General features: G+C 53.6%; 25 protein-coding genes, 1 other RNA gene and 1 other annotated feature. Of the genes, 23 read left to right on the top strand and 3 right to left on the bottom strand.

All coding sequences use genetic code 11. The features are described from left to right. The 3 genes from NWF35_RS05470 to NWF35_RS05460 all read left to right on the top strand — a co-directional run. Positions 1-368 (top strand): hypothetical protein (locus NWF35_RS05470; RefSeq protein WP_301238080.1); only part of this gene is annotated, 368 nt, incomplete at its 5' end. A gap of 115 nt (positions 369-483) precedes the next feature. Further along, positions 484-2,004 (top strand): coproporphyrinogen III oxidase, encoded by a 1,521-nt coding sequence (locus tag NWF35_RS05465; protein ID WP_301238079.1) that lies wholly within the window; start codon positions 484-486, stop codon positions 2,002-2,004. A 343-nt stretch (positions 2,005-2,347) separates the two neighbouring features. Next, positions 2,348-3,535 carry a M20 family metallopeptidase gene (locus NWF35_RS05460; RefSeq protein WP_301238078.1) on the top strand — a complete coding sequence of 396 codons (1,188 nt, stop codon included), beginning with the start codon at positions 2,348-2,350 and terminating at the stop codon, positions 3,533-3,535. 139 nt (positions 3,536-3,674) lie between these two features. Here the strand turns inward: NWF35_RS05460 and NWF35_RS05455 are convergent, their stop codons facing one another. Then, the gene (locus tag NWF35_RS05455) at positions 3,675-4,586 is read right to left on the bottom strand and encodes a DMT family transporter (RefSeq protein WP_301238077.1); all 912 of its coding nucleotides are present in this window, start codon (positions 4,584-4,586) and stop codon (positions 3,675-3,677) included. Between the two features lie 99 nt (positions 4,587-4,685). Here NWF35_RS05455 and NWF35_RS05450 point away from each other — a divergent pair, with 99 nt between their 5' ends. From NWF35_RS05450 to NWF35_RS05430, 5 genes are all read left to right on the top strand, one after another. Then, positions 4,686-5,237 carry a helix-turn-helix domain-containing protein gene (locus tag NWF35_RS05450; protein ID WP_301238076.1) on the top strand — a complete coding sequence of 184 codons (552 nt, stop codon included), beginning with the start codon at positions 4,686-4,688 and terminating at the stop codon, positions 5,235-5,237. An 86-nt stretch (positions 5,238-5,323) separates the two neighbouring features. Continuing rightward, positions 5,324-5,580 (top strand) — a binding site (T-box leader). Between the two features lie 57 nt (positions 5,581-5,637). Next, on the top strand, positions 5,638-6,906 hold the full coding sequence (gene hisS, locus NWF35_RS05445; protein WP_301238075.1) for a histidine--tRNA ligase: 1,269 nt from the start codon (positions 5,638-5,640) through the stop codon (positions 6,904-6,906). Positions 6,907-6,919: 13 nt separating this feature from the next. Then, on the top strand, positions 6,920-8,707 hold the full coding sequence (gene aspS, locus NWF35_RS05440; protein ID WP_301238074.1) for an aspartate--tRNA ligase: 1,788 nt from the start codon (positions 6,920-6,922) through the stop codon (positions 8,705-8,707). 322 nt (positions 8,708-9,029) lie between these two features. After that, positions 9,030-9,211, top strand: a non-coding RNA gene (ssrS, locus tag NWF35_RS05435) — 6S RNA. 71 nt (positions 9,212-9,282) lie between these two features. Beyond that, positions 9,283-9,858 (top strand): 5' nucleotidase, NT5C type, encoded by a 576-nt coding sequence (locus NWF35_RS05430; RefSeq protein ID WP_301238073.1) that lies wholly within the window; start codon positions 9,283-9,285, stop codon positions 9,856-9,858. Between the two features lie 72 nt (positions 9,859-9,930). Here NWF35_RS05430 and NWF35_RS05425 read toward each other — a convergent pair whose 3' ends face one another. Further along, positions 9,931-11,277: an AAA family ATPase gene (locus NWF35_RS05425; protein ID WP_301238072.1), complete on the bottom strand. Its 1,347-nt coding sequence runs from the start codon at positions 11,275-11,277 to the stop codon at positions 9,931-9,933. A gap of 309 nt (positions 11,278-11,586) precedes the next feature. Between NWF35_RS05425 and cymR the strand changes: the two genes are divergently transcribed. The 14 genes from cymR (at position 11,587) to mltG (ending at position 24,136) form a co-directional block, all read left to right on the top strand. After that, complete coding sequence (cymR, locus tag NWF35_RS05420; RefSeq protein WP_301238071.1) at positions 11,587-12,006, top strand: cysteine metabolism transcriptional regulator CymR; 420 nt, start codon at positions 11,587-11,589, stop codon at positions 12,004-12,006. A gap of 24 nt (positions 12,007-12,030) precedes the next feature. Beyond that, complete coding sequence (locus NWF35_RS05415; RefSeq protein WP_301238070.1) at positions 12,031-13,173, top strand: cysteine desulfurase family protein; 1,143 nt, start codon at positions 12,031-12,033, stop codon at positions 13,171-13,173. 324 nt (positions 13,174-13,497) lie between these two features. After that, positions 13,498-14,025, top strand: coding sequence for a hypothetical protein (locus NWF35_RS05410; RefSeq protein ID WP_301238069.1), 528 nt, complete (start codon positions 13,498-13,500; stop codon positions 14,023-14,025). Between the two features lie 112 nt (positions 14,026-14,137). Then, positions 14,138-16,399 (top strand): SF1B family DNA helicase RecD2, encoded by a 2,262-nt coding sequence (recD2, locus tag NWF35_RS05405; RefSeq protein ID WP_301238068.1) that lies wholly within the window; start codon positions 14,138-14,140, stop codon positions 16,397-16,399. A gap of 49 nt (positions 16,400-16,448) precedes the next feature. Further along, positions 16,449-16,946 carry a PRC-barrel domain-containing protein gene (locus NWF35_RS05400; protein WP_301238067.1) on the top strand — a complete coding sequence of 166 codons (498 nt, stop codon included), beginning with the start codon at positions 16,449-16,451 and terminating at the stop codon, positions 16,944-16,946. A 14-nt stretch (positions 16,947-16,960) separates the two neighbouring features. Beyond that, positions 16,961-17,155 carry a YrzR-like zinc ribbon domain gene (locus NWF35_RS05395; RefSeq protein WP_301238066.1) on the top strand — a complete coding sequence of 65 codons (195 nt, stop codon included), beginning with the start codon at positions 16,961-16,963 and terminating at the stop codon, positions 17,153-17,155. 19 nt (positions 17,156-17,174) lie between these two features. After that, a complete protein-coding gene (locus NWF35_RS05390; RefSeq protein ID WP_301238065.1) occupies positions 17,175-17,390 on the top strand; it encodes a hypothetical protein in 216 nt (71 codons plus the stop codon). Positions 17,391-17,572: 182 nt separating this feature from the next. After that, positions 17,573-18,637 (top strand): AI-2E family transporter, encoded by a 1,065-nt coding sequence (locus tag NWF35_RS05385; RefSeq protein WP_301238064.1) that lies wholly within the window; start codon positions 17,573-17,575, stop codon positions 18,635-18,637. Positions 18,638-18,979: 342 nt separating this feature from the next. Next, positions 18,980-21,616, top strand: coding sequence for an alanine--tRNA ligase (alaS, locus tag NWF35_RS05380; protein WP_301238063.1), 2,637 nt, complete (start codon positions 18,980-18,982; stop codon positions 21,614-21,616). Positions 21,617-21,662: 46 nt separating this feature from the next. Continuing rightward, positions 21,663-21,962 carry an IreB family regulatory phosphoprotein gene (locus tag NWF35_RS05375; RefSeq protein ID WP_301238062.1) on the top strand — a complete coding sequence of 100 codons (300 nt, stop codon included), beginning with the start codon at positions 21,663-21,665 and terminating at the stop codon, positions 21,960-21,962. A gap of 12 nt (positions 21,963-21,974) precedes the next feature. Then, positions 21,975-22,418, top strand: a complete 444-nt coding sequence (gene ruvX, locus NWF35_RS05370) for a Holliday junction resolvase RuvX (protein WP_301238061.1) — start codon at positions 21,975-21,977, stop codon at positions 22,416-22,418. Further along, a complete protein-coding gene (locus NWF35_RS05365) occupies positions 22,396-22,713 on the top strand; it encodes a DUF1292 domain-containing protein (protein ID WP_301238060.1) in 318 nt (105 codons plus the stop codon). Before ruvX ends, NWF35_RS05365 begins: the two co-directional genes overlap by 23 nt. 5 nt (positions 22,714-22,718) lie before the next feature. Next, positions 22,719-23,012, top strand: a complete 294-nt coding sequence (locus tag NWF35_RS05360) for a DUF1292 domain-containing protein (protein WP_301238059.1) — start codon at positions 22,719-22,721, stop codon at positions 23,010-23,012. Between the two features lie 86 nt (positions 23,013-23,098). Next, the gene (gene mltG / locus NWF35_RS05355) at positions 23,099-24,136 is read left to right on the top strand and encodes an endolytic transglycosylase MltG (RefSeq protein WP_301238058.1); all 1,038 of its coding nucleotides are present in this window, start codon (positions 23,099-23,101) and stop codon (positions 24,134-24,136) included. A gap of 297 nt (positions 24,137-24,433) precedes the next feature. Here the strand turns inward: mltG and NWF35_RS05350 are convergent, their stop codons facing one another. After that, positions 24,434-25,672, bottom strand: coding sequence for a pyridoxamine 5'-phosphate oxidase family protein (locus NWF35_RS05350; RefSeq protein WP_301238057.1), 1,239 nt, complete (start codon positions 25,670-25,672; stop codon positions 24,434-24,436). 219 nt (positions 25,673-25,891) lie between these two features. Here NWF35_RS05350 and NWF35_RS05345 point away from each other — a divergent pair, with 219 nt between their 5' ends. Beyond that, complete coding sequence (locus tag NWF35_RS05345; protein ID WP_301238056.1) at positions 25,892-26,107, top strand: hypothetical protein; 216 nt, start codon at positions 25,892-25,894, stop codon at positions 26,105-26,107. The last annotated feature ends 13 nt before the right edge of the window (positions 26,108-26,120 follow it).

The following is a 26,120-nucleotide window of genomic DNA, read 5'->3' as shown; positions in this document are numbered from 1 at the left end:
TTAGGTATTTTTCTTTTCATGTCTACTTTTTGGGGTTCAGTTCAGTCTTCTGGACAACCGGCTTTTTTGTTGCATGCCACCGGGCCGGAACGGACTTGTCCCATTTCTCCCTTTCAATGATCGGCGGGTTTTCCACCTGTCGATCTTTTTTTGGCGAACCGGGCACATTAAAGGCGATCACTCAGGAAGGAGGGATCGCTTTGCGCAGGTCGCCCAAAGTGGGTGCGGTATCCGAACAAGGATGTCAGCATCTTTCCGCCGACCCGATCAACCATCCGCATCCACCCACGGAAGCGAGTGAGGTTGACCGTCGATCGGCTCTCCTATCTTTATCGTCTGTTTTGTCGAGGCCGCATCGATGCCGTTGACCCGAATGAATTGATTTCTTCCGTTATCTCAGCTAGACTGAGGGAAGATTGACGGAAATGGTGAGATAAAGGAGGAACGTGCACGATACCGAGTACGGGAGCGTGTGCGAACGAGATGAAACGGATTCGCGTATTTGGGGTGGATGACACCTTTCATCGGGATATTGAACTCATTGCTGGACTGTTTTTCGGTGAGGCAAAAGTGGTGGCAGACGAGGAACAGCGGCCGGATATCGATCTGGCCATCCGGGTGGAGGATCGCGGCGATACCGTGGCGGCGGCAGTGGAGATGGTGGACCCGGATGGCGGGCAACGTTGGTCGGCGGCACACACCAAACAGGTTCCACCGACGTTTACCGGTCGGGATCGTCGCAAAAAAGTGAAACAGACGATCAATCATGCTTGGTTGCGTGTATTGCAGGAAGCCACAGGTGTGGTGCAACCTTGGGGGATTCTGACCGGCGTGCGCCCCACGAAACTGTTCCACATGCTGATGTTGGCCGGCCATGGAAAGGAAGAAATCCGTCGCCTCTTGCAGACGGAGTATCTGATCCAGCCGGAGAAAATCGCCTTGCTGGAGGAGATCGTCGACCGGCAGCTGGCTGTATTGCCGGATCTGTACGAGCTGGATCGGGAAGTCAGTCTTTACATTGGCATCCCGTTTTGTCCGACCAAGTGTGCGTACTGCACCTTTCCTGCCTATGCGATCCAGGGACGAAACGGCTCGGTCAATGCGTTTCTGAAGGGCCTTCACGAGGAGATTGCGGCGGTAGGCGATTGGTTGAACGAGCAGGGATTGCCGATTACGACCGTGTATTTCGGCGGGGGTACGCCCACCTCCATTTCCGCGGAGCAATTGGATTCGTTGTTTTCTCAGATGAAGCGGACGTTCCGTGCGTTTGAAGGTGTACGGGAATGGACGGTGGAAGCAGGTCGTCCGGACACGATTGATGAAGAAAAACTGCATGTGCTGAAGAAGTGGCAAGTCGACCGGATCAGCATCAACCCGCAAAGTTTCCGGAACGAAACATTGAAGGCCATCGGCCGTCACCATACGGTGGAAGAGACGCTGACCAAATTCGCACTGGCCCGGGAAATGGGCATGAATAACATCAATATGGATCTGATCATCGGCTTGCCCGGAGAAGGTTTGGAGACGTTCCGGGAAAACTTGCGCATCGTGGAACAGTTGCGGCCCGAATCGCTCACCGTACACACATTGTCATTTAAACGCGGTTCCACCATGACGCAGAACAAACGCAAATATCGGGTGGCAGAACGGGACGAAGTAGCCGATATGGTCAACCTCGCCCGGGAGTGGACCAAGCAGGAGGGGTACGTCCCATATTATTTATATCGGCAGAAAAACATCTTGGGCAATCAGGAAAACGTCGGTTACGCATTGCCCGGCCATGAAAGTCTGTACAACATCATCATCATGGAAGAGCGGCACACGATCATCGGATTGGGATGCGGGGCGGTAAGCAAAATCATCCCGCCGGGAACGTCCAAGGTAAACCGCTGGTCCAATCCGAAAGAACCACAAGCCTATATCGATACGTATGGGACGATGATCCCGGAAAAATTGCGCGCCCTCTCCGACGCCTACGGGGAACGAATGGCTGTCCGGGGGTAAGCTGAAGTCTCACCGTTTCCTGAAAGCGGTGAGGCTTTTTCATCGACAGGAATATTTCCGACAGCGCATTACATCCCATCACCACAGAAACTAGCATGTTTAGATGGGGAAAGTGAGCTTAGAAACATTATTTGTCAGAGAAAATAAAGAGTTTGATGAACTGAATTGGATGGTAAAGGGTGTATTTGATTTGGAACGTAGATTACCCAAGCAGGTATTTCCTTACTATTGTCATTTTGAGACAAAAGATGGCTTATCAACAGCCTCGCCGCTTCCTGGCAGCGGCTTTTTTCTGTTAAAATAGGTAGAAAATAAAAATGATTCGTGAAAAGGGGGAGTGATTATGTCGACCACCCTATCCGGTCGCTTTTCCCAAGATGTGGAGCGGTTGCGGGAGGAAGTAATCGCTTGGCGTCGACATTTGCATCAATATCCGGAGTTGTCGTTTCAAGAAAAGAAGACATCCCGGTTCGTATATGAGACGTTGCAAACTTTTCCCGGGTTGATCGTTAACCGACCGACACCGACAAGCGCGATGGCTCGGCTGATCGGAAAACAGCCCGGTAGAATCGTCGCCCTGCGTGCGGATATGGACGCGTTACCCATCCAGGAGGAAAGCGGTGTGCCGTTCTCTTCCCGCAATCCGGGCGTGATGCACGCGTGTGGGCATGACGGGCATACGGCCATGTTGCTGGGTGTGGCCAAAATCTTTTCGCAGATGGCTGATCGGATCACCGGGGAGCTGCGGTTTTTGTTCCAACATGCAGAAGAGAAGTTTCCTGGCGGTGCACGTGAGTTGGTGCGTGCAGGAGTGATGGAAGGCGTGGATGCCGTGGTCGGCGTCCATTTGTGGACACCGTTAGCGGTAGGGAAAGTGGGTGTGGCGTATGGACCGATGATGGCGGCGCCGGATTTGTTCCGTCTCACCATCCAAGGAAAAGGCGGACATGCAGCTGCCCCGCATCAAACGGTCGATGCTATCGCCATCGGCGCCCAGGCGGTGACCAATCTGCAACACTTGGTGTCCCGGAGAACCGATCCGCTGGATTCGTTGGTGATCTCCATCACCGAATTTCATGCAGGAACGGAGCACAACATTATACCAGACAAAGTGGAGATTGTTGGTTCGGTCCGCACTTTCGACCCTGCGCTCCGTGAGATGGCGCCTGAGTGGATCGAGCAAGTCATCCGCGGTGTCACGTCTGCGCACGGTGCTGATTACGAACTGCGAGTTGAGCGCGGGTATCATCCGGTGATCAACGATGAAATGGTGACGCGTACGGTGGAAGAAGCGGTTGTCGAAGCGCTGGGGACAAACGTGATCGAACGGGTGAAGCCGTCGATGGGCGGTGAGGATTTTTCAGCTTATCAACAAGTGACTCCGGGAACTTTTCTCTTCATTGGTGCCGGAAACCCTGACAAGGGAGCCGTGTACCCGCACCATCACCCGCGGTTCACCATCGATGAGGATGCATTGGTAATCGGGATGAACGCACTGGTACACGGCGCTTGGAAGCTGTTGCACGCTTGACGGGATCGATTTTTCCATTCTCTTGAGAGTGGTCTGGTCACTGATCACTCCAAATGAACTGATCGGAAACTCGCTCCAACATGAAACACGAGAAAACACTCTGTAACGCCAATTCCTTGTTACAAGCGGTGATTTCCCCTCATCCGAGATCGGCATCGCGATGGACTTTCTGTCCGGAAGGGGAGTTCGCCGCTTGTTTGCCGAAAGCGACCAGCAAGACGACCGCCAGCGCTGCGATGGCAGTTTGCCATGTGATCATTTCCCCCAGCATCAGCGCAGAAAACAAAATCGTGAAAAACGGTTGCAGGTATTGCAGTTGACTCACACGGGCGATGCCGCCTTGAGCCAGCCCGGTGTACCAGAAGAAAAAACCGAGAAACTGACTCACCACCGCCAGATACAAAAACGCCCCCCATACGCGCAGGGATACGTCCATCATTCCGGGTACGATCATCCACACCGTCGGAACGATGAGCATCGGAAACGAAAGAACCAGTGCCCAACTGATGACTTGCCAGCCACCCATCTCGCGAGACAGTTTTCCACCTTCCGCATATCCCCAAGCGGCGGACAAGACGGCCCCCAACAATGCCCAGTCTGCGGTGCTCCATCCACCCAATCCCGAATCGTGCCATGCATACCACAACAAAATCAGACATCCGCCCGCACTACATACCCAAAAGAGTCGGGATGGCCGTTCTCCTGCCCGCCACGCGGCCAAACCAGCTGTCGCCAACGGCAGCAAAGCCAAAACAACGGCACCGTGGGAGGAAGGGACACGGGTCATAGCCCATGCACTCAAAACAGGAAAACCGATAATGACACCGAGGGCAACGCCGAAAAGCGGTTGCCATTGACCGCTTTTTGGAAGAGGGGTCCGCTTGATCCACAATAGGATGCCAGCCAGGAGCGCTGCGATGACCGCCCTAGCCAGACCGACGAAAACAGGAGGCCAATAGGCGACAACCACGCGGGTGAAAGGCAACGTGAGACTGAAACTGACCACACCGATTCCACCGTAAAACATCCCTTTGGCAACCGGACGGTTCATCTGTTTTTCTCCCACCTTGTTTGGAATCGTTTGCTATAGTGTATAATAGTTTATTATCAGATACAATCCCCATGCAATGATTCGAAAGGAATGAGATTTGTGTCGTTGGGAGACAACATCCGCCATCACCGCATGAGAAAAGGGCTTTCCCTGCATACGCTATCACAACGATCCGGTGTCAGTCCGTCCATGCTGTCCCAAATCGAACGCGGCATGAAAAATCCCACTGTACAGGTGGCCTGTCGGATTGCGGAAGCGCTGGATGTCACATTGTCTCAGCTGTTGGGGGAGGAACCCCGACGACAGGCGATCCTCATCCCAAAGCACCGACGTCCCGTATACCGGGAGGAGGAGACGGGGATCGAACGGCATGTGTTGTCACCGGCGTTTCCGTCAAAAGGGGTAGAACTGGTGATGAATGTGCTCCCGGAAGGAAGGGATACCGGTGTGTTCCCGCCCCACCAACCCGGCGTGACGGAGGTAGTATATGTGGAGGAGGGAGAATTGGAAGTGACGCTGGATTCTTCCACATATCGGCTTACCGCGGGGGACTCCTTGTACTTTGAGGCGGATGTGCCACACCGGTTTCAAAACGTGGGGAAAGAGCGTTGCCGATACTTTCTCGTGATCGACTCCCATACTCACAGCTGATCTCTTGACAAGCCGTTTCCATTCCATTAAAATCTATTGCTAATCGAACGAGTGGTTCGGATATACCTGAGGAAAACCCGACACAGTCAACATCGATGAAGGGACAAGTACCCGTCAAACGGGCAGTCAGAGAGAGGGCGCCTTGGCTGGAAGCGTCCTTCTGTCACGCGGCGGGGAATGACACCCGGAGGTTTCGGGGCGAACTCCCGTTGGGGACAGTAGACCCGAACGTTTGCCGAACGTTATATCGGCTTCGAGTGGGAGACGCACCGTTGATGACGGGTGTCTTCAAACAGGGTGGCACCGCGGGTGATGGTATGAATACCTATCTCTCGTCCCTGACAGCATCGTCAGTGGCGGGAGATTTTTTATTGGGATCGAGAAAAAGGAGGCAGTACCGATGAACGTACGCATACCACGCGGCACGGCGGACATTATGCCGGGAGAAGTGGAGAAATGGCAATACGTCGAAGAAAAAGCGCGCGATGTGTGCAGGCGTTATCATTTTTCCGAAATTCGCACGCCGATCTTTGAACACACCGAGTTGTTTCAACGCGGAGTGGGTGAGACGACCGATATTGTTGAGAAAGAGATGTACACCTTTGAAGACCGGGGCGGACGCAGCCTCACCCTGCGCCCCGAAGGGACAGCGGCCGTAGTACGGGCGTTCGTGGAACACAAGGTGTATGGCCAACCCCAACCGACCAAGTGGTTTTACATCGGACCGATGTTCCGGTACGAACGGCCACAGGCGGGACGGATGCGTCAGTTTCACCAGTTCGGTCTCGAAGTTTTCGGTTCACATGATCCCGGAACGGATGCCGAAGTGATCGCGCTCGGTGCCCATTTTTTTGAGTCCGTGGGACTGAAGGGCGTCACCGTTCACCTGAACAGCGTCGGTTGTCCTCAATGCCGACCGGTGCATCGGGAGAAACTGGTGGCTTATCTCACACCGCACAAAGACCAGTTGTGCCGGGACTGCCAATCGCGATTGGAGCGCAACCCGTTGCGCATCCTGGACTGCAAAAACGAGACCTGCCGGCAGATCACCGAAGACGCTCCAGCTGTGTTAGACGTGTTGTGCGACGAATGTGCGCCGCATTTTGAAGCGGTGAAACGGCACCTGGATCTGCTGGGCGTCGATTACACCGTCAATCCCCGGCTGGTACGCGGATTGGATTATTACACCCGGACGGCGTTTGAATACATGTTGGAAGGGTTGGGTGCGCAAGCATCAACGATCGGTGGTGGCGGACGTTACAACGGCATGGTGGAGGAATTCGGCGGTGGTGACGTACCCGGCATCGGCTTCGCCACCGGATTGGAGCGCGTGCTGTTGGCGTTGGAGGAGCAAGGCGTGACATTACCGCTGGATCGAAGTCTGGATTGTTTCCTGGTCACGCTGGGAGATGAGGCCCAAGAAAAAGCGGTCACACTCCTGCAATCGCTCCGCAAGGCTGGCTGTTCGGTAGACCGGGATTATCTGGGGCGGAAACTCAAAGCGCAGATGAAGGCGGCGGATCGGATGAACGCCCGATTTGTCGCCATTTTGGGTGAAGAGGAACTGAAACAAAACCAGATCGTGGTCAAAGATATGACCACAGGCGAACAGGAAACGGTCAACCTGGATCAATTCGTCGACTACATCCGCCAGGGAAGCAAGCGGTAGGAGGGATCACAGGATGGAAAGCATGCATAAGACGCATCATTGCGGTGAATTGCGAAAAGAACATGTGGGCCAGGAAGTCGTCCTCAACGGTTGGGTTCACAAACAACGCGATTTCGGCGGATTGATCTTCCTCGATCTGCGCGATCGCTCCGGATTGGTACAAGTGGTTTGTAATCCGGAAACCTCGCCCGCCGCTGTGGAAATTGCCCAAAAGGTCCGGAGCGAGTACGTATTGGCGGTCAAGGGAAAAGTGATCAACCGCTCGCCGGAGACGGTCAACCCCAAGCTGGAGACTGGGGAAATCGAGGTGCAGGCCGAGGAGATCGAAATTCTCAACCCGGCCAAAACACCGCCGTTTGTCATTCAAGACCAGGTGGACGTGGACGAACCGGTACGGCTCAAATATCGGTATCTCGATCTTCGGCGGCCGGTGATGCAGCAAGCGATGATCCTTCGTCACCGTGCGATGCAGGTGGTGCGCCGTTTCCTGGACGAGCGCGGTTTCATCGAAGTGGAAACGCCCATATTGACCAAAAGTACACCGGAAGGCGCACGCGACTATCTGGTCCCGAGCCGGGTACATCCTGGTGAATTCTATGCGTTGCCCCAATCACCTCAATTATTCAAACAGCTCTTGATGGTGGCGGGGATGGAGCGGTACTTCCAGATCGCCCGCTGTTTCCGAGATGAGGACCTGCGGGCGGACCGGCAGCCCGAATTTACTCAGATTGACATCGAAGCGTCGTTCCTGCCGAAAGAAGCCTTCCTGGAGATGATGGAAGAGATGGTGGCGACGCTGTTCCGTGAAACGATCGGAGTGGAGGTGGAACGCCCCTTCCCGCGGATCACCTATCGGGAGGCGATGGAGAAATACGGTTCGGACAAACCGGACTTGCGCTTTGGGATGGAACTCGTCGACTTGTCGGATATCGTAAGAAACAGCGGATTCAAGGTGTTTTCCTCCACCGTGGCGGCAGGCGGCCAGGTCAAAGCGATCAATGTCAAAGGATGTGCGGGCTGGAGTCGCAAGGAGATCGACAGCTGGGGCGAAACGGCGCAACAGCTGGGAGCCAAGGGTCTTGCCTGGCTGGCGGTAAAAGAGGAAGGACGCAAAGGTCCTGTCGCCAAATTCCTGAGCGAGGATGAATGGGACCGTATTCGCGAGGCGACCAAAACGGAAAAGGGGGACTTGCTCCTGTTCGTGGCCGACCGGCCAGAGGTGGTGGCCCAGGTATTGGGCGAATTACGGCTGAAGCTGGGCAAACATCTGAACTTGATCGACCCGAACGTATACCGGTTCGCGTGGATCACCGAATTTCCGTTGTTGGAATATGACGAGGAAACAAAACGGTATTACGCGATGCACCATCCTTTCACCATGCCGGTGGAAGAGGACATTCCGTTGTTGAAAACCGACCCGGGTCGCGTTCGAGCGCAAGCGTATGACATGGTGCTCAACGGATATGAAATCGGCGGGGGCAGCCAACGGATCCACCGTCGGGAAGTACAGGAGGCCATGTTTGAAGCGTTGGGTCTGTCTATGGAAGAAGCGCGGGAAAAATTCGGTTTCTTGCTGGAAGCCTTTGAATATGGGGCACCGCCTCATGGCGGCATCGCATTCGGATTTGATCGTTTGGTGATGCTGTTAGCGGGTCGGAGCAACCTGCGGGATTGCATCGCTTTCCCGAAAACGGCCAGTGCCAGCTGCTTGATGACAGAAGCACCTTCTCCGGTCGATGAACGGCAATTGGAGGAATTGCACATCACGGTGCGGGAAGAAGCGACCCAAAAGGCAGAGTAGGGTATGTCCGGCCATGCCATCTCTATTGGGGCGTGTCTGGTAATCCGTGAGGGAGCAATTGTTTTCCCAAGTGAGTGACTTCCAACCCTGGCCGATCGAAGACCCGGAAAGTGCAGGAATGAAATCGCGGGTCAACTCTCTCTAAGCGAAGCGTACATTGCCTGCGTCCTGGGCTCCAGGTCGGAGCGGCCACGACCTGCTTCTTTGCAGGGCGCAGGTGGAGCGAGCCGGAAAATGCTTTTGGACAGTATTCACCAGACACGCTCTAGGGAGAATGATGCTTGAATAAGGGGAAACTCTGTGATAACATATAAGCACAACAAGAGCCCTGCGATGTACGTGAACCACCGAAAGTTTTGAGCCAACACCATTACAAAAGGGAGCCCGGTGTCGTCTGGGGGAGCGGAAGCCTCCGGTGAGAGGACCCGTGAACTCAGGCGCAGGGCACCCACCTGCGAGAGAGCAGGTTCAAAACTAAGGGAGCCACGGCATAATGGGGCTCTTTTTTTATTTTATAGGTTTCTTGATTCCGGGGAAGACTGAACGATGTGATCGCTGCGACGAGGAGGGGGAAGATGAAAATCGGCATCGACATCGACGGGACCATCAAAGATACCCAATCGGCCGCTGTCCAGGTATATAACGAAGCACTCAACCGCAAGGTGAAACGGGAGGATATCAAGGAGTTTCACTTGGACAAAGCTTACGGTTTGAGTAAAAAAGAAGGCGCCCACCTGTGGCGCAAGCTGGAACACAAAATCTATTCCTTGGCCGTTCCGCTTCCCGATGCGGCTGAGGTTTTGACCCAGTTGCAGCAACAGGGACACGAGATCCACTTCATCACCGCACGTCCGGGGAAGCCGCATATTGTGGATATCACAAAAAAGTGGCTAAAAAAGCATGGTTTCCCCTACAATGGGGAGAATCTGATTATGAGCGCGCAGAACAAGGCAGAAGTGGCCCGGCGTCTCGGCATCGAATTGTTTTTTGAGGATGCGCCGCAACATCTGGACCGTTTGGTGGAGGCGGGAATTCCGACTGTTATCGTCGACGCGGTGTACAATCGGGATTACCCCCATGATTTACCGCGCATCACCAGTTGGAAGCAGGTATTTGGCTTGCTGGAGCAGATGGAAGCGCGACGCGTCTGAGACGAGCGAATACCATCTATCGCTCTTAGGAAGAAGCCCATCGATCTTCCAAGGATTTACCTCCACATTCTTTCAATTTTCCCGATCCGTCCCCTTTCCCGACTCTCCTTTCATCCAACGAAGAAACTGTTGCAACTTCCCTTCATAACCGATATCGGTCGGGTGATAAAACGTTTTGCCGACATGTTCGTCCGGTAAATATTGTTGGGGGACGTAACCGCGCGGATAATCGTGCGGATATCGATAGCCGATGCCCCGATTTTGCCCTTTGGCGCCAGGAAAATGGGCATCCCGCAAATGCGGGGGGACTTCCCCGCGCGATTCCTTTTTCACCGCATCCATCGCTTCATTGATTCCGCGTACGACGGCATTGCTTTTGGGAGCGGTGGCAATGTAGATGACGGCTTGCGCCAGCGGGATTTGCGCTTCCGGCATACCGATGAAGTCAACCGCATGTGCTGCCGCCGAGGCGATCAAAAGCGCGCGCGGATCAGCCATTCCCACGTCCTCCGCCGCATGGATAAACACCCGACGAGCGATGAACCGGGGATCTTCACCGGCCTGGATCATTTTGGCCAGATAATACAATGCGGCATCGGGGTCAGAACCGCGCATGCTCTTGATGAAAGCGGAGACGGTGTCATAATGTTGATCCCCGCTTTTGTCATAGCGGATCACTTTTCGCTGGATGGATTCCTCCGCCACATCCAGTGTGATGCGCCGGACACCGTCTTCATCGGGATTGGTGGTGAGGACGGCCAGTTCGATGGCATTGAGGGCATTGCGTGCATCTCCGCCCGCCATCCGCACAATGTGCTGCAAAGCAGCTTCTTCTACTTCAACACGGTACGCGCCCAATCCGCGGTGTTCATCCGCCAACGCCCGACGGATCAGGGTCATCAGATCCTCTTCCCCTATCGGCCGCAGTTGAAAGAGGCGCGATCGGGACAACAAGGCCGGATTGACTTCGAAAGACGGATTTTCCGTTGTCGCTCCGATCAGGATGATGGTGCCGTCTTCAACTGAAGGTAACAGGGCATCTTGCTGTGACTTGTTGAACCGGTGGATTTCATCGATAAACAGCACCGTTTTTTGCCCATACATCCCCAGTCGCTCTCTTGCCTCCTGAATAAGGCGACGGATATCCGAAACACCGGCTGTAACCGCGTTGATCTGTTCGAAATGGGCACTGGTGGTATTGGCGATCACGCGGGCCAACGTGGTTTTTCCGGTTCCGGGCGGACCGTGCAGGATGAGTGAGCTGAGCTGATCCGCTTCGATAGCCCGGCGGAGCAGCCTGCCCTTGCCGATGATATGGGATTGTCCCACGATTTCGTCTAATGTGCGTGGCCGCATGCGGGCGGCCAACGGGGCGCGTTTTTCCGATTCCTTTTGTCGTCCGTATTCAAACAGGTCCATTGCTCTTCTCCTCTTCAATTCTCTGCATCTTCCTGATTACAGGGTACAAGAACAAGCGTTCTAGATCAACTTCGGTTCCATTCACAGGGCGTATTTGATTCAAAGCTGCCTAGGCGAATAAAAGCCGACTGAGCTGAAGAAAATCAGGGGCATCTTCCTCTAAGTAGATATACACTAAGATCTCATACATCGGACCATAATAAGAATAAGCAAAAAGTACGATGGAAGCAGATTGGACGGATTTGGCGAGTTTCGGTACAATTTGGGGAGAGTGAAGATGGGACAGAAACGAGGAAGAGGTGTGATTCGGTGAAAGTGTCCACCAAGGGACGATACGGATTAACCATCATGATGGATTTGGCCCGGCGATACGGAGAAGGACCGACATCGCTGAAAAGTGTCGCCGAACGCCATCAGCTGTCGGAGCATTATTTGGAACAACTGATTTCTCCCTTGCGTAATGCCGGTTTGGTACGCAGTGTGCGCGGGGCGTATGGAGGATACATACTGGCACGGCCTCCGGAGGAGATCACGGCAGGGGATGTGATTCGCGTTTTGGAGGGACCCATCTCTCCGGTGGAGTTTTCCGAAGAGGACGATCCGGCCCGCCGAGATTTGTGGAAACGCATTCGGGATGCGATTGCCGACGTGTTGGACAACACGACGTTGGCCGACTTGATCCATTTCACCTCGGATGGACAAAGCGACGCTTATATGTTTTATATTTAAAACATAAAACAGCAGGTGAAGACGATGTCGATTTATTTGGACCATGCGGCGACGACGCCGATCCATCCCAAAGTGAAAGAAGCGATGCTTCCTTTTTTGGAAGACCACTTCGGCAATCCCTCCAGTATCCACGCTTACGGTCGGACCGTACGGCAGGCGATTGACCGTGCTCGTGATCAAGTGGCGGCATCCATCCATGCTGAACCCGGTCAACTGATCTTTACCAGCGGGGGAACAGAGGCGGATAATCTAGCGTTGATCGGTGTGGCGATGGCCATGCGGGAGAAAGGAAAAGATCGGGTCATCACCACGACGGTGGAGCATCATGCCGTGTTGGACACATGTCATTATTTGGAAAGAAACGGGTTTCAGGTCATTTATATACCGGTGGATCGACATGGGCGCGTGCAGACCGAGGAGTTGAAGCGGGCTATCGATGACCGTACCGCCATCATCAGTGTCATGTACGGCAACAATGAAGTGGGCACCCTGCAACCGATCGAGGAGATCGGTCAAATCGCCAAAGAGTGGGGCGTCTGGTTTCATACGGACGCCGTTCAAGCGCTGGGATCGGAACCGCTGGATGTGCGCAAGCTGCCGGTGGATCTGCTCTCGTTGTCCAGTCACAAAATCAACGGGCCCAAAGGTGTAGGTGCGTTGTACATCGGGCGAAAGGTGCCAATACAGCCGCAAATGCACGGCGGTATGCAAGAACGCAGAAGGAGAGCTGGCACGGAAAATGTGATTGGAATCATCGGCTTCGGTCAGGCGGCTGAACTGGCGATGGCCAACCGGGAGGAACATCGCGACACAGCGCAACGCTGCCGGGAAGCGATGTTGGAAACGTGGCGTCAGGAGGGCATCTCTTTTGTCGTCAACGGGCACCCGGAACATTATCTGCCTCATGTGCTCAATGTCAGTTTCCCTGGAGCAGAAACCGAGACCCTGCTGATGAACCTGGATCTGGAAGGGATCGCGTGCTCGAGTGGTTCAGCTTGCACATCGGGAACACTGGAGGTCTCTCACGTGTTGAAAGCGATGGGCTTGCCCGATGAGCTTTTGCGTTCTGCAATCCGTTTCAGTTTCGGTTGGGGCAATACGGTTGAACAGGTGACAGAAGCCGCAAAAACGGTCGCCCGCGTCGTCCGCCTTCTCACGGAGAGGTGAGCGGGTCCGACTTCCTGTCATGTGTCTGGCAAATCGATCAGACGCGACGTTTCCCTGGAGAGCGACTGACCAGCTCCCGAGCTTCGATTCGGAATGCGCAGGAATTCATTCGCAGGCCATTTCCTGTAAACATTGCGCGTTCTCACTCCCCGGTTCGGAGCGGACAAGATCAGCTTCCTTGCAGGGCGCAGGTGAAGCATCCGGGAAAGTGAAGGGCCCGACTCATCAGATACAACCTCGACCACTTTGTCAGCAGTCGTAGTGTTTCGCCTTTGCGGCGAAACACTTCTTTTATCCAAAAAAACAGGGAAAGGAGAACCAGTGATGAAAAAAGATGGAGATGTCATCAACGGAATGGACGATTGGGAATCAACCCTGGACAATATCGATTGGAAAGAAGTCCTACAGGAAATCGACAGTGCCTTGTTGGACAATTTGGCGGCGGAGTTGGGATTTCGTTCCTATGAATTGCTGAAACGGGCTTCGCAGATGTTGACGCCCGATTATTACCTGATCCATTTGTCCGACGGCCGATGGGGATTGTGGAGTCCGACGCATTACAAACACCAGGACCCGATCTTCGCTCACAGCCGGGAAGAAATGTTTGCCCTCATCCAAGACGGATTTCAGTTGCCGGATGAGGAAGCGGTGCAATATGTGCAAGAGACGTTGGATTCCGTTCGACAGACGCAACGTTGCATCCAATGTAGTTTTGAATTCGACCCTGGGGACCCTCTGCGGGAGGAATGGGGAATGGAAAGCGGAGTGGAAGCACCCGAGCAGTTTTGCTCCCCTGAATGCGCGATGGAGAGCATTGTGAAACAGCTGCAACAGGATCACGGATGGGAATAATGCTGTATTTTGCGAACTTGTGATGAAAAGTTTGCTTTTTCTCTGGCTTTTGGCATTCTTTACCCACTATACTGGTATCAGAATGGTTGTTCGGCAAGAGGTGCGATAAAGCATGCAACAATCCGGGCTCGACCTTTGGGGAGAACAGTATCTCAAAGGTGCCGTCATCCAGGAGATCTACCACAATGAAGAAAACGGCTTCGGGGTGTACCTGTTGAAAATCCTTGAAGCTTCGGAGCTGACGGATCAATCGGAAACCGTCGTGGTGGGCCATCTGTTTCGCCCGCATCCGGATGAAGTATTGACCTGCTACGGTCAATGGGTGCAACACCCCAAATATGGACGGCAGTTTCAGGTTCAGCGGGTGAAAAAGGAGTGGCCCCAGTCCGAAGAAGCCGTCGTCAAATATCTGTCTAGCGGACTTTTTCCCGGTGTCGGCAGGAAAACGGCGGAAAAAATCGTCCAACATCTCGGGCCGGCGGCACTGGAGAAGATCAGCTCCAACCCGGATATTCTGGCGGATATCCCGGGGGTGACTTCGGCACGGGCCCGGACCATCGCCGATAACATCCGGGAGAATCAGGCATTGGAACAGGCGATGGTGTATTTATATGAGTTCGGGATCGGGCCCGCTTTGGCCTTGAAAATCGTACAGACATACAAAGAAGAGACAATGGCCGTCCTGCGTGAAAATCCGTACCGGTTGATTGAGGATGTCGAAGGGGTTGGTTTTCGACGGGCGGATGAAATCGCTCGTCAAGCCGGAGTGGCGCAGGATTCCCCTGCCCGTTTTCAGGCGGCGGTATTGTATGCCGTCAAAGAAGCTGCGTACACTTACGGGCATGTATACGTGACCCAGGAACAGCTGTTGGCAGAAGTGAAGGAGCTGCTGGGAGAAGACGCCTGTCTGTTTGATGACCGTACCCGTCAGCTGTTGGATCAGATGGTGGCGGAAGAACGGTTGGTGGAAGCGGAAGGACATTTCTATCTGCCGTCTCTGTATTTTGCGGAGCACGGCTTCGCTTTGCGTGTACGGCTGTTGATGGAACAGGAAATACCCACTTTTCCGGCACAGGAAATCTATCGGGCGATCGGGGAGTTGGAAGAGGAGCTGGGGGTGGCGTATGCCGACCGGCAACGGGATGCGATGACGGAAGCGATTTCCTCCCCTCTGATGATTTTGACTGGGGGACCCGGTACCGGAAAGACCACCGTCATACGTGGGATTTGTCATCTGTTTGCCCGTTTGCACGAGTGCTCGCTTGATCCTGCCGTTTACGAAGGGACCGATCGGCCTTACCCGATCCGACTGGTTGCACCAACTGGCAGAGCGGCGAAGCGAATGTCGGAGGCGACAGGTCTCCCAGCAATGACGATCCACCGTCTGCTGGGATGGAAAGGTGACTTTTTTGAGCGAAATGCAGACAATCCCATCGAGGGATCTTTGCTAATCGTCGACGAGGTGTCGATGATGGATATCTGGTTGGCCAACCAATTGTTCCGGGCGATTCCTAAAGGTATGCAAGTGGTGTTGGTAGGGGATCAGGATCAACTCCCCTCTGTCGGTCCCGGCCAAGTTCTTCAACATCTGTTGCAGGTAGAGGACATTCCACGTGTGGAGCTGACCGAGATCTTCCGACAGGAAGAAGGTTCTTCCATCATCACGTTGGCACACGCCTTGAAAAAGGGGGAAGTCCCAGACGATCTGGTCCGCCCCATGCCGGATCGACGTTTTTTTCCTTGTACCCAGGAACAAGTCGTCGATGTGGTGCTCCAAACGTACCAGCAAGCCATCAAAAAAGGATATACGCTGTTTGACGTGCAGGTTTTGGCTCCGATGTACAAAGGTCCCGCCGGCGTCAATCGCATCAACCGGGCGATTCAGGAAGCGGTTAATCCCAAACGGGATGGCGTCCGGGAAATCACCTGGGGTGAGACCGTTTTCCGCGTCGGGGACAAAGTGCTCCAGCTGGTGAACCATCCGGAACATCCCATTTACAACGGGGATATGGGTGTCATCATCGCGATCGAGGATACGGCGGCGACTGACGAACCGGTCTGTTGGGTCCGGTTCGACCGCCTGGAAGTGCCATACAAACGCAATCAACTGAATCAGCTTTCATTGGCCTACGCTTGTTCCGTCCACAAAGCACAAGGGTCGGAGTTTCCCATCGTCATTTTCCCCGTGGTCCACGCTTACAGGCGAATGCTCAGACGCAACCTGATCTACACGGCGGTGACGCGCAGTAAATCGTATTTGATCTTGTGCGGAGAACGGGAAGCCATTCGCATCGGTGCCCAGCAAACTCGGGGGGATGAGCGCAACAGCCATTTGGTCGAATTGTTGCGGCGTTGGCATCAACCCCCAGCGTAGGTCCCGGAGGGCAAATGCATACTAAGGAAAGCGAAAGGAGGCACTCCTTTTGCGAAAATCCCAAGATGTCATCGGTTTGCCGGTGTATCATGCGCAAACGGGTCGGCATTTGGGGACCGTCCGGGACCTGCTGTTTGATGAAATGCAACGGCTGTGCGGGTTGTTGCTGGAGGACGGCGGTGCATTTAAGACCGGGCGGTATCTCCCTTCCGAACGGATTGGTGCCATCGGTACAGATGCAGTGATGGCAGACAGCGAACCGATCCCCTTTTCCTCATCTCAAGCGCTCCAGCGATGGACGGGCATGTTGACGGGACAGCGAAAATTGCGTGGACGACCCGTGATGACGGAACATGGACACGCATTGGGAATGGTGGAGGACGTCTATTTTTTGGAAAATGCGGGAACGCTGGTAGGGTATGAACTGTCCGACGGTTGGTGGTCCGATTGGCGGGAGGGACGAAAAGTCCTTCGCACCCCGTGCCCCTTGATTTGGGGGGAAGAGATCTTGATCGCCCCCGCCGTCGGTTGGCAAATGGATGAGTGAAAGTAGGGGAGAACATGCTTCGCTGTCCCAGCTGCAATTCCCATGATTTGGGCAAAGTGGGCACCAATCAGTTCTATTGCTGGAACTGTTTTGTCGAATTCACAGTTGCCGGCGACGAGATTTCTGCAGTCTTCCAGGTGGAAGAAGATGGCAGTCTCAGTTCGCTGAATGACCTGTTCCTGGATGAATCCGATCAAGCCGCCCTTTAGGGGGAAAGGAGGATTGGCTATGATGCGTCGAATCCTTTCCGCTTTGGCGGTCGGCACTGTTCTCACTTGGGTTGCCGGCCGTATGACGGGCCGAATCGCTCCAATGCGCGGCAGGCGGTGGATGGGCCGAATTTGGCAGAAGATCTCGTTGAAGCGCATGCTCACCAATTTGGCTCTGAGTCGAATTTTTATGCAGGTTTTAGGCAAACAGATGGTCCGTCGCTGGGCCCGTTAACCGTCCTTTTCCCTCCTCCGCCAACCCTTCCCGGCTGGACGTGAACGGGAAGGGCGAAATACCGGGTGGGACCGTCCTATTCTCGATGAAGAGGGACGTCCCACCTTTTCCATATCGTCATACATATTTCTGTGGGACGAGGTACTATACTGTTATCAGGAGATCCCGGGGAGGTGGGATCGGTGGAGCGCCTCACACGACAACGGGCTTTGTACATATCCGTGCTGACATTGGTGATCTTGGGCATCATTTTTTTGCTTGTGCAGATCGGACCGTGGCTGCGAGGGCTGGCGGGATTTTTGAAGGCTGTATTGACTCCCTTTTTGTTTGCTGTGGTTATCTCCTATCTGTTGCACCCAATTGTCACCATGCTGAGCGAGCGGGGCGTCCCCCGATCGGTGGCCGTACTCTTGATTTACACATTGTTCATTGCTTCGATCGTGGTGGTTGTGATGAATCTGGTTCCGATGTTCGATCAGCAGCTGGAAGAGATGGCCGAACATTTGCCCCAATGGAATGATCAGATCCGGAGCTGGATCGATCAGTACGATCACAACAAACAAGTATTGCCTCACAGTGTACAGATCGGGATCGAGCGATCGCTGGACAGATTGGAACAATCGGTTGCCGACGGGATTGGGAATTGGTTGAGCGGCATCGGCAGTACCCTCAACCAGGTGATGATCGCGTTGGTGGTTCCATTTCTCGCTTTTTATATGCTCAAGGACACACAATTGATTGAACGAAGCATGTTGGCCTTCTTTCCCGTGCGTCATCACAAAAATATTCTCCGTTTGTTTCGGGACATCGATACGGCGTTGGGGAATTATATTCGTGGTCAATTGTTGGTCTGCCTGATCGTGGGCGTGTTGGCATACGTCGGTTACCGGTGGATCGGTCTGCCGTACCCACTCCTGCTGGCGTCGTCGGTGGCGGTATTCAATGTTGTACCGTACCTGGGCCCGTTTCTTGGAGCGATTCCGGCAATTTTAGTCGCTTTGGCCATCTCCAAAAAGATGGTCGTCTCCGTATTGCTTATCAATCTGGTCATTCAAATGCTGGAGGGTAATGTGATTTCGCCGCAAATCGTGGGACGTACCCTCCACCTGCATCCGCTGTTGATCATTTTTGCTCTATTGGCGGGAGGAGAGGTAGGTGGAATTTGGGGCATGATATTGGCCGTTCCCTTTTTTGCCGTGTGCAAGGTGATCGTCGAACATGTGACCCGTCATGTGATTCACCGTTGACAAGAGAGCAGTTCATGAGTGTTTGAAATCGGCGTGTTTCGTGTAGTATAATGAAGGACGAGCATGATCTTCCAAATGATCGAAAGCGATGACGGAACCGAGTGAACTAACTCCCCCGTTTCAGAGAGGAAGGCCCGCGGCTGAAAGGCGTTCCCGGTGTGGAAGGTGCACGGCCAGTTCCCGAGTGCAGGCAAACCCTGCCGGCGAAAGCCGTTATCCTATGACGAGCGACCGTCAGCATCATGCGGGCGGTAATCGGGGTGGTACCGCGGGAAAACCTTCTCGTCCCTGGGACGGGAGGGTTTTTTGTATTTTGCGAGTCAACCGTAGGAGGGAAATCAAATGAAGGCGGCCGAAATACGGAAAAAGTTTCTGGATTTCTTCGTAGAGAAAGGGCATAAAGTAGAGCCCAGTGCTTCGTTGGTGCCGGTGGATGATCCGTCCCTTTTGTGGATCAACAGCGGCGTGGCCACGTTGAAGAAATACTTCGACGGCCGGTTGACACCGGACAACCCGCGCATCGTCAACGCGCAAAAATCGATCCGTACCAACGATATCGAAAACGTCGGGTATACAGCTCGTCATCATACGTTTTTCGAGATGCTGGGCAATTTCTCGATCGGGGATTACTTCAAGGAGGAAGCCATCCTTTGGGCATGGGAGTTTCTGACGGATCCCAAATGGATGGGGTTGGATCCCGATCGTCTGTCGGTCACCATTCACCCGGAAGATGATGAGGCTTACCGAATTTGGCGGGAAAAAGTGGGTATCCCCGATGAGCGGATTGTCAAACTGGAATCTAACTTCTGGGATATCGGAGAAGGACCGAGCGGACCCAATACGGAGATTTTTTATGATCGCGGCGAGCATCTGTGTGATCCGAACGATCCAGAGTGCTATCCGGGCGGGGAAAACGAGCGGTATCTCGAAATCTGGAACCTGGTCTTTTCCCAGTACAACCACAACCCGGATGGTACATACACTCCGCTGCCCAAGAAAAACATTGATACCGGAATGGGCCTGGAGCGGATGGCCTCGGTGATGCAGGACGTGCCGACCAACTATGACACGGACCTGTTCCAGCCGATCATTCAGGCCACGTGCCGGGAAGCCGGGGTGGAGTACGGCAAGGACAAGGAAACGGACGTGGCGCTCAAAGTGATCGCCGACCACATTCGCACCGTCGTGTTTGCCGTGGGCGACGGCGTACTGCCTTCCAACGAAGGACGCGGATACGTCTTGCGCCGCTTGTTGCGCCGTGCGGTGCGCTATGGGCGGAAGCTCGGAGTCGACCGTCCGTTCCTGTATCAATTGACCGGTGTTGTCGCCGAGATCATGAAGGATTACTATCCGGAGCCCCTGGAGAAACAGGCGTTTATCGAGCGCGTCATCCGTGGGGAAGAGGAACGTTTTTTGGAAACCCTGTCGGAAGGGCTGCACATTTTGGCGCAGGTGGTGGAACAGGTCCGGGAGGTAGGTACCGGCCGCATCTCCGGTCAGGATGCTTTCAAGTTGTATGACACCTACGGTTTCCCGGTGGATCTGACCGAAGACTTTGCTCGGGAACACGGGTTGGAAGTGGATCGGGAAGGCTTCGAAAGGGCGATGGAGGAACAACGCGAACGAGCCCGGGCTGCCCGTCAGGACGTGGACAGCATGCAGGTGCAGGGCGGAGCGCTCGCAGAGTTGGAGGTAGAGAGTACCTTTGTTGGCTATACCCGTTTGCAGACGGACACGCGCGTGGCCGCGCTGGTGCATGACGACCAGTTGGTCGATATGGTGGGCACGGGCGAAACCTGTATCGTCGTGTTGGAAGAGACGCCGTTTTATGCGGAAAGCGGGGGGCAGGTGGCTGACAAGGGTTGGATTCGCAGTGACAGCGCTCGCCTGCGTGTGGAAGACGTGCAAAAAGGTCCCCGCGGTGAACACCTGCACACCGTTCGCGTGGAAGAAGGTGTGATTCGTAAAGGTGACAGGGTAACAGCGGAAATCGAGGAAGCCAAACGGGCCGATATTGTCAAGAATCACACGGCCACTCACTTGTTGCACCGGGCGTTGAAAGACGTGCTGGGAGAACATGTCAACCAGGCCGGATCGTTGGTGGCACCTGATCGTCTTCGTTTCGATTTCACGCACATCGGTGCCATGACGGAAGAAGAGATCCGGAAAGTGGAACAGCTGGTCAACGAGCATGTCTGGGCCAACACCGAAGTGGAAACATTCCACAAACCGCTCGCCGAAGCAAAGGCGATGGGGGCTATGGCACTGTTCGGTGAAAAGTACGGTGAGATCGTACGCGTTGTCCGGGTTGGTGACTACAGCTTGGAGCTGTGCGGCGGAACGCACGTCAACCGTACGGGTGAGATCGGATTGTTCAAGATTGTCAGCGAAAGTGGCATCGGTTCCGGCACGCGGCGGATCGAAGCGGTCACAGGTCGGCATGCGTTCCGCTACCTGGAGGAGCAGCTTCAGCTTTTACACGAAGCGGCCGAACGGCTCAAAGCACGTCCTTCCGAAGTGGTGGAACGACTGGATGCCTTGCAGGCACGATTCAAAGAATTGAGCCGTGAAAACGAATCGCTACGGGCCAAACTGGGCCGGTTGGAAGCCCAACAATTGACCGATCAGGTACAGGAAGTCGCCGGTGTCCCTGTGTTGGCCGCCCGCGTCTCCGTGTCCGACATGGATGCTTTGCGTCAAATGGTCGATGATTTGCGGAACCGAATGAAAGAGTGCGTAGTGGTATTGGGTGCGGTCAATGGGGATAAAGTACAATTAGTGGCTGCCGTGACACCTTCCTATGTGAATGCCGGGTTGCATGCCGGAAAACTGATCAAGGAAGTGGCTGCTAAATGCGGCGGTGGAGGCGGCGGACGTCCCGACATGGCACAGGCCGGCGGTAAGAAACCCGAACAATTGAACGATGCTCTCCGTTTGGTTCCGGATCTTGTACGGCAACAGATGGAAGCTTCCCAATAAGCAAATAGAGGAAATCCGTTCTGTTGGGGCGAAGTAAAGAGTACAAATGGCCCATCCAAACAAAAGAGGTGTTGTGAAATTGTCTATGGATGAGACAATGAAGTTTGACTTTCGGGGGGAGGAACAGGAAGAAGTCAACCCGGATGAAATCCTTTTGGTCGTGTATGAGGCGCTGAAAGAAAAGGGATACAATCCGATCAACCAAATTGTCGGATATCTCCTGTCCGGAGACCCTGCCTACATTCCCCGTCACAAAAACGCGCGCGCCTTGATTCGGAAAGTGGAGCGGGATGAGTTGATTGAAGAGCTCGTCAAACACTATTTACAATCCCGCTCGGATCATTAAAGGATTCGATCGGTGCGTATATTGGGATTGGATGTGGGAGAACGGCGTGTGGGCGTGGCGGTGAGTGATCCGATGGGTTGGACGGCACAAGGGATTGAAGTGATCGACCGTGCCCGCACCCCTGACTGGATGGCGCGCGTCGGGGAGCTGGTCCGCCAATATGAAGCGGAAGCGATCGTGGTGGGGCTGCCGCGCAACATGAACGGCTCGATCGGGCCACGGGGCGAAGCGTGTCAGGCGGCAGCGGAGGAACTCCAGCGTCGTTTCTCCCTCCCCGTTCATCTCTGGGACGAGCGTTTGTCGACAACCGCGGTGGAACGAACGCTGATATCGGGGGACGTCAGCCGCAAGAAACGGAAACGCGTGATTGATCAAATGGCGGCGTCCTGGATCTTGCAGGGATACCTGGATGCCCAAAGGAGGACACCTGATCATGAACATTCATCAAACAAATGAACCGGAATTCATCGTGATCCCAGACGAGGACGGGAACGAAAACCGGTTTGAAATTCTGTTCACATTTGAGCAGGACGAAACGGGTAAAAAATACATGTTGGTCGTCCCGGCGGACGAGGACACGGATGATGAAGAAGAACAGGAAGTCTACGCCTTTCGATATGAAGAGGACGGGGATGACAAGCTGACCTTCTATCCCATCGAGGAAGAAGCAGAATGGGATATGGTGGAGGAAGTGTTCAACACCTTCATGGCCGAACCGGAAGACTTCGAAGAAGATGAAGCGGGGCGTTGACGCGTATGGACCATCAGGAATCGCGTCTGGGTAAAGAGGTTCATACCCTCCGCAATGCATACGGACCGGAATTGGTTCTGGTCGATGAAGATGGCGGCGGTGAAACCGTCTATCGTATCGTTCACGAGGTGGAAGTGGACGGGGAGCATTACGCCGTACTGCAGGAAGTGGACGACCGTGAGGAGGATGCCTACCTTTTCCGTGTGGGACACGAACGGGTGGAGCCGGTTGAGGACGAAACAGAATGGGAAAAGGTGGCCGAGGCAATCGATGAGTTGTTGTATTTTGATGAACAATGACGAAAAACGGGGGGCAACCCCCGTTATTTTTTGTGGAGAAGTTATGCTAACATAAGTGGTGGAATACGCAAGAGAGGAAGTACAAGATGAAGTGGCTGATGCATCTCTTTTTTACACTTGTGCTCTTGGCCGCGTGGTCGATTCTCGCCTATATTTACGTCGACCATACGCTTAGCTCTCCTCCTCGCACGGAACCGGTGCAATTGGAGATTCCTCCGGGCACGTCGATCACAGAAATCGGGCGGTTGTTAAAAGAAAACGGCCTGATTCGTCAAGATTATTTTTTTACCGCCTATGCCTGGTGGAAAGGACATACCAATCTGCAAGCGGGTGTTTACGAAATTCCGCCCAATGAAACGCTCGATGGCATGTTACAAATGTTTTCGTCGGGCAAAACCGGTGGTTCCCGTGTGACCATTCCGGAAGGGTATACAGTGGAACAAATCGCTGCATTGATGGAACGGAAAACCGGTATGAAGCGGGAAGATTTCTTGCGTGCTGTGAATGAAACACCCTATCCTTATGATTTTGTCCGGGAAATCCCTGATAAACCGGGTCGCCGCTATCGTTTGGAAGGATATCTGTTTCCCAGTACATATCATTTTCCTAAGGGCATTCAACCGGAAAAAGCGGTGGACATGATGTTGCGGCAATTTCAACGGCGATTGACGCCCGCTGTCAGACAGCGGCTGAAAGAGGAAAACCTGACCGTCGACGAATGGGTAACGGTGGCATCCATCGTGGAGCGGGAGGGGCAAGTCAAAGAGGAACTGCCCAGAATTGCGGGTGTAATCTTCAATCGGTTAAAAAGGAACATGAAATTGCAAGTAGATGCCACGGTTCAATATGCTTTGGGAAAACAGAAAACACGACTGTTCTACAAAGATCTGAAAGTGGACAGCCCGTACAATACCTACCGTTATGAAGGGTTGCCGCCAGGGCCCATTTCCAATCCGGGCGACGATGCGCTCAAAGCGGTGCTGTATCCAGAAAAACACAGCTATTTGTATTACGTTACCAAAAAAGACGGAACGCATGAGCATTATTTTGCGAAGACACCGGCAGAGCACCAGCTCAACATTGAGCGCAGCAGAAAAAACGAACAGATGGTAGAGCAAAGATAAACGGGAATGTGGATCAAAACACGTGTTCTCAAACATGCTCTCAAACAAACACCACCGGTCAAAAAACCGGTGGTGTTTTGCTTTAGGGAGTGTCTGGTGAATACGTTCACTTGTTTTCCGGTTCTCTCCACCCGCGCCCTGCAAAGAAGCAGATCATGACCGCTCCGACCCGGAGCGCAGGACACGTGCAAAGTACGCTTCACTTAAAGGAAATGGCCCGCGATTCCATTCCTGCGCTTTCGGGGTCTTCGCTCACCTGGGAAAACATTGCTCCCTTACGGAAATGACCAGACACCCCTAGTTGGTTCCCGTTTTTGACGGGACCGTCTCCTTTATCCACGGACGCGGACAATCTTTGGCTTTGAAGAAGTCACCGCCTTTGCGGACCACATCGTCGGTTCCCCATTCGATCTCCTTGTCCAGTTTTTTCAGCAGCGGAATGTGTTTGGAACAGTGAATATACGCTTCTTCCACTTCCACCAGTACCCATCGTTCCGGTTTGCGGAAGCCTTCTCGGTTCAGTTCCTCCATGATTTGTTCGGGAAGATTGGCTAACTTCATCAACACATCATTTTCGATGATCTCCGCTTTCCCGTTAATGTGCAAACCGATGGCGTGTTGGAAAAAATCGATGAATATGATGCCGATATGCGGATTTTCCAAGATATTTCCCAAGCTGGCCATGACGCCGTTGCCCCGGTATTCGGGATAGATCAGGGTTTTTTCGTCAAGCACGTGCACAAATCCGGGTGGACCCGCACGGAACGAACAGTCGCATTCTCCGTGGCCGTCGGCCGTGGCGATGAACATCATTTCCTGATCCGCAATGAAGGATTTCATCACGTCATTCAAGTGGTCCAACATCTGTTTGTTGTAAAAATTGAGTGCACGATTGGTCGTACCATAACGTTCCTGCAACAGATGTTCTCCATTGGAACCGGGCAGGAAAGTAGACTGAGCCGGCTGCGTTGGCTTCGGCACTGTTACAGTTGGAACCGCCGTGGTTGAAGGCGTGTCCGGTTTGAGTGATGGGTGAGTTGACGAATTGGGGAGTGGGTTCACCTCGGGCTTGTCCAGTAGCATCTGTTTTGTCAGTCGTTTGATTTTGCGCATGATCCGGACGGGATCCCGCAATTTGTTAACCAATTCTCCCCAATCGGTATGGCCGGTCCAGTTCCCTTCCTTTTGCACCTCTACATATTCCACGATGCTTCCACCCGGTTTCTCCACCAGCATGGTCAAGCCGATTGGAATGCGATAAGGTTCACGGATAATCCGAGCGCCATTGTCCTTGAGATGATACTTGAAATCCATAATGGAGTCCACCACAAATGTAATCGAAATGTTTCGACAAGCGCTGACGGCATCCTGCGAACCTGCAGCCAACACCATGTTGTGAAACCAAGCGTACTCCAAATTCGTCTGTGGATCACGAAAACGGTGGCGAACAGGTTCTTGCAACAGCTGTTCGTAATGGGTCACCGACGCGGAGAGGTCTTCCACGTACATTCGGCTCAATGTCCTCAGAATTTTCATGTAGGGCATTCCCCTCTTTCTCCATCTTATTGAGAATATGTATTTGTATCGTTGTTATCGAATTGATGCGTTCTTGTCTTTACCATTATACCAAAGTGCGATATTAAAATGTGAACAGTCAAGTTTCCTCCATGTTTGCCACCATTCGGCTCAAAGCACCATAATTTTGCTCGCAGCATAGACTGATACCCAATCCAAGACAAGAGGAGCGAAAGTGTGATGGGGATTCCTTTCATTGTCAAGGTGAACCATGTGTCATCTGGAGGCGAACTCAATTTTTCTCCCGGGATCAATATTTTGCTCAACCAGGAGCATTTTAGCAAAGATAATGCTACCAGCTTCAATACGGGTGATTTGGCACGGGAGCTGATTTTCGGTCCGGTCGTAGACTTCGACGTGGTGGATATACCGATCAAACAAATCAAAGGGGTTTAACGAACGAGAGTGT

It is taken from the genome of Polycladomyces subterraneus (genome assembly GCF_030433435.1).
Taxonomy (GTDB): domain Bacteria; phylum Bacillota; class Bacilli; order Thermoactinomycetales; family JIR-001; genus Polycladomyces; species Polycladomyces subterraneus.
This window is presented reverse-complemented; position numbering and strand designations above follow the sequence as displayed.

Bases quoted from the DNA above. Each gene is read 5' to 3' on its own strand.
- NWF35_RS05465 (WP_301238079.1), top strand. From the start codon at position 484: ATGAAACGGATTCGCGTATTTGGGGTGGATGACACCTTTCATCGGGAT.
- NWF35_RS05460 (WP_301238078.1), top strand. From the start codon at position 2,348: ATGTCGACCACCCTATCCGGTCGCTTTTCCCAAGATGTGGAGCGGTTG.
- NWF35_RS05455 (WP_301238077.1), bottom strand. From the start codon at position 4,586: ATGAACCGTCCGGTTGCCAAAGGGATGTTTTACGGTGGAATCGGTGTG.
- hisS (WP_301238075.1), top strand. From the start codon at position 5,638: ATGAACGTACGCATACCACGCGGCACGGCGGACATTATGCCGGGAGAA.
- aspS (WP_301238074.1), top strand. From the start codon at position 6,920: ATGGAAAGCATGCATAAGACGCATCATTGCGGTGAATTGCGAAAAGAA.
- NWF35_RS05430 (WP_301238073.1), top strand. From the start codon at position 9,283: ATGAAAATCGGCATCGACATCGACGGGACCATCAAAGATACCCAATCG.
- NWF35_RS05425 (WP_301238072.1), bottom strand. From the start codon at position 11,277: ATGGACCTGTTTGAATACGGACGACAAAAGGAATCGGAAAAACGCGCC.
- NWF35_RS05415 (WP_301238070.1), top strand. From the start codon at position 12,031: ATGTCGATTTATTTGGACCATGCGGCGACGACGCCGATCCATCCCAAA.
- NWF35_RS05410 (WP_301238069.1), top strand. From the start codon at position 13,498: ATGAAAAAAGATGGAGATGTCATCAACGGAATGGACGATTGGGAATCA.
- recD2 (WP_301238068.1), top strand. From the start codon at position 14,138: ATGCAACAATCCGGGCTCGACCTTTGGGGAGAACAGTATCTCAAAGGT.
- NWF35_RS05395 (WP_301238066.1), top strand. From the start codon at position 16,961: ATGCTTCGCTGTCCCAGCTGCAATTCCCATGATTTGGGCAAAGTGGGC.
- NWF35_RS05390 (WP_301238065.1), top strand. From the start codon at position 17,175: ATGATGCGTCGAATCCTTTCCGCTTTGGCGGTCGGCACTGTTCTCACT.
- alaS (WP_301238063.1), top strand. From the start codon at position 18,980: ATGAAGGCGGCCGAAATACGGAAAAAGTTTCTGGATTTCTTCGTAGAG.
- NWF35_RS05375 (WP_301238062.1), top strand. From the start codon at position 21,663: ATGGCCCATCCAAACAAAAGAGGTGTTGTGAAATTGTCTATGGATGAG.
- NWF35_RS05365 (WP_301238060.1), top strand. From the start codon at position 22,396: ATGAACATTCATCAAACAAATGAACCGGAATTCATCGTGATCCCAGAC.
- NWF35_RS05360 (WP_301238059.1), top strand. From the start codon at position 22,719: ATGGACCATCAGGAATCGCGTCTGGGTAAAGAGGTTCATACCCTCCGC.
- mltG (WP_301238058.1), top strand. From the start codon at position 23,099: ATGAAGTGGCTGATGCATCTCTTTTTTACACTTGTGCTCTTGGCCGCG.
- NWF35_RS05350 (WP_301238057.1), bottom strand. From the start codon at position 25,672: ATGAAAATTCTGAGGACATTGAGCCGAATGTACGTGGAAGACCTCTCC.
- NWF35_RS05345 (WP_301238056.1), top strand. From the start codon at position 25,892: ATGGGGATTCCTTTCATTGTCAAGGTGAACCATGTGTCATCTGGAGGC.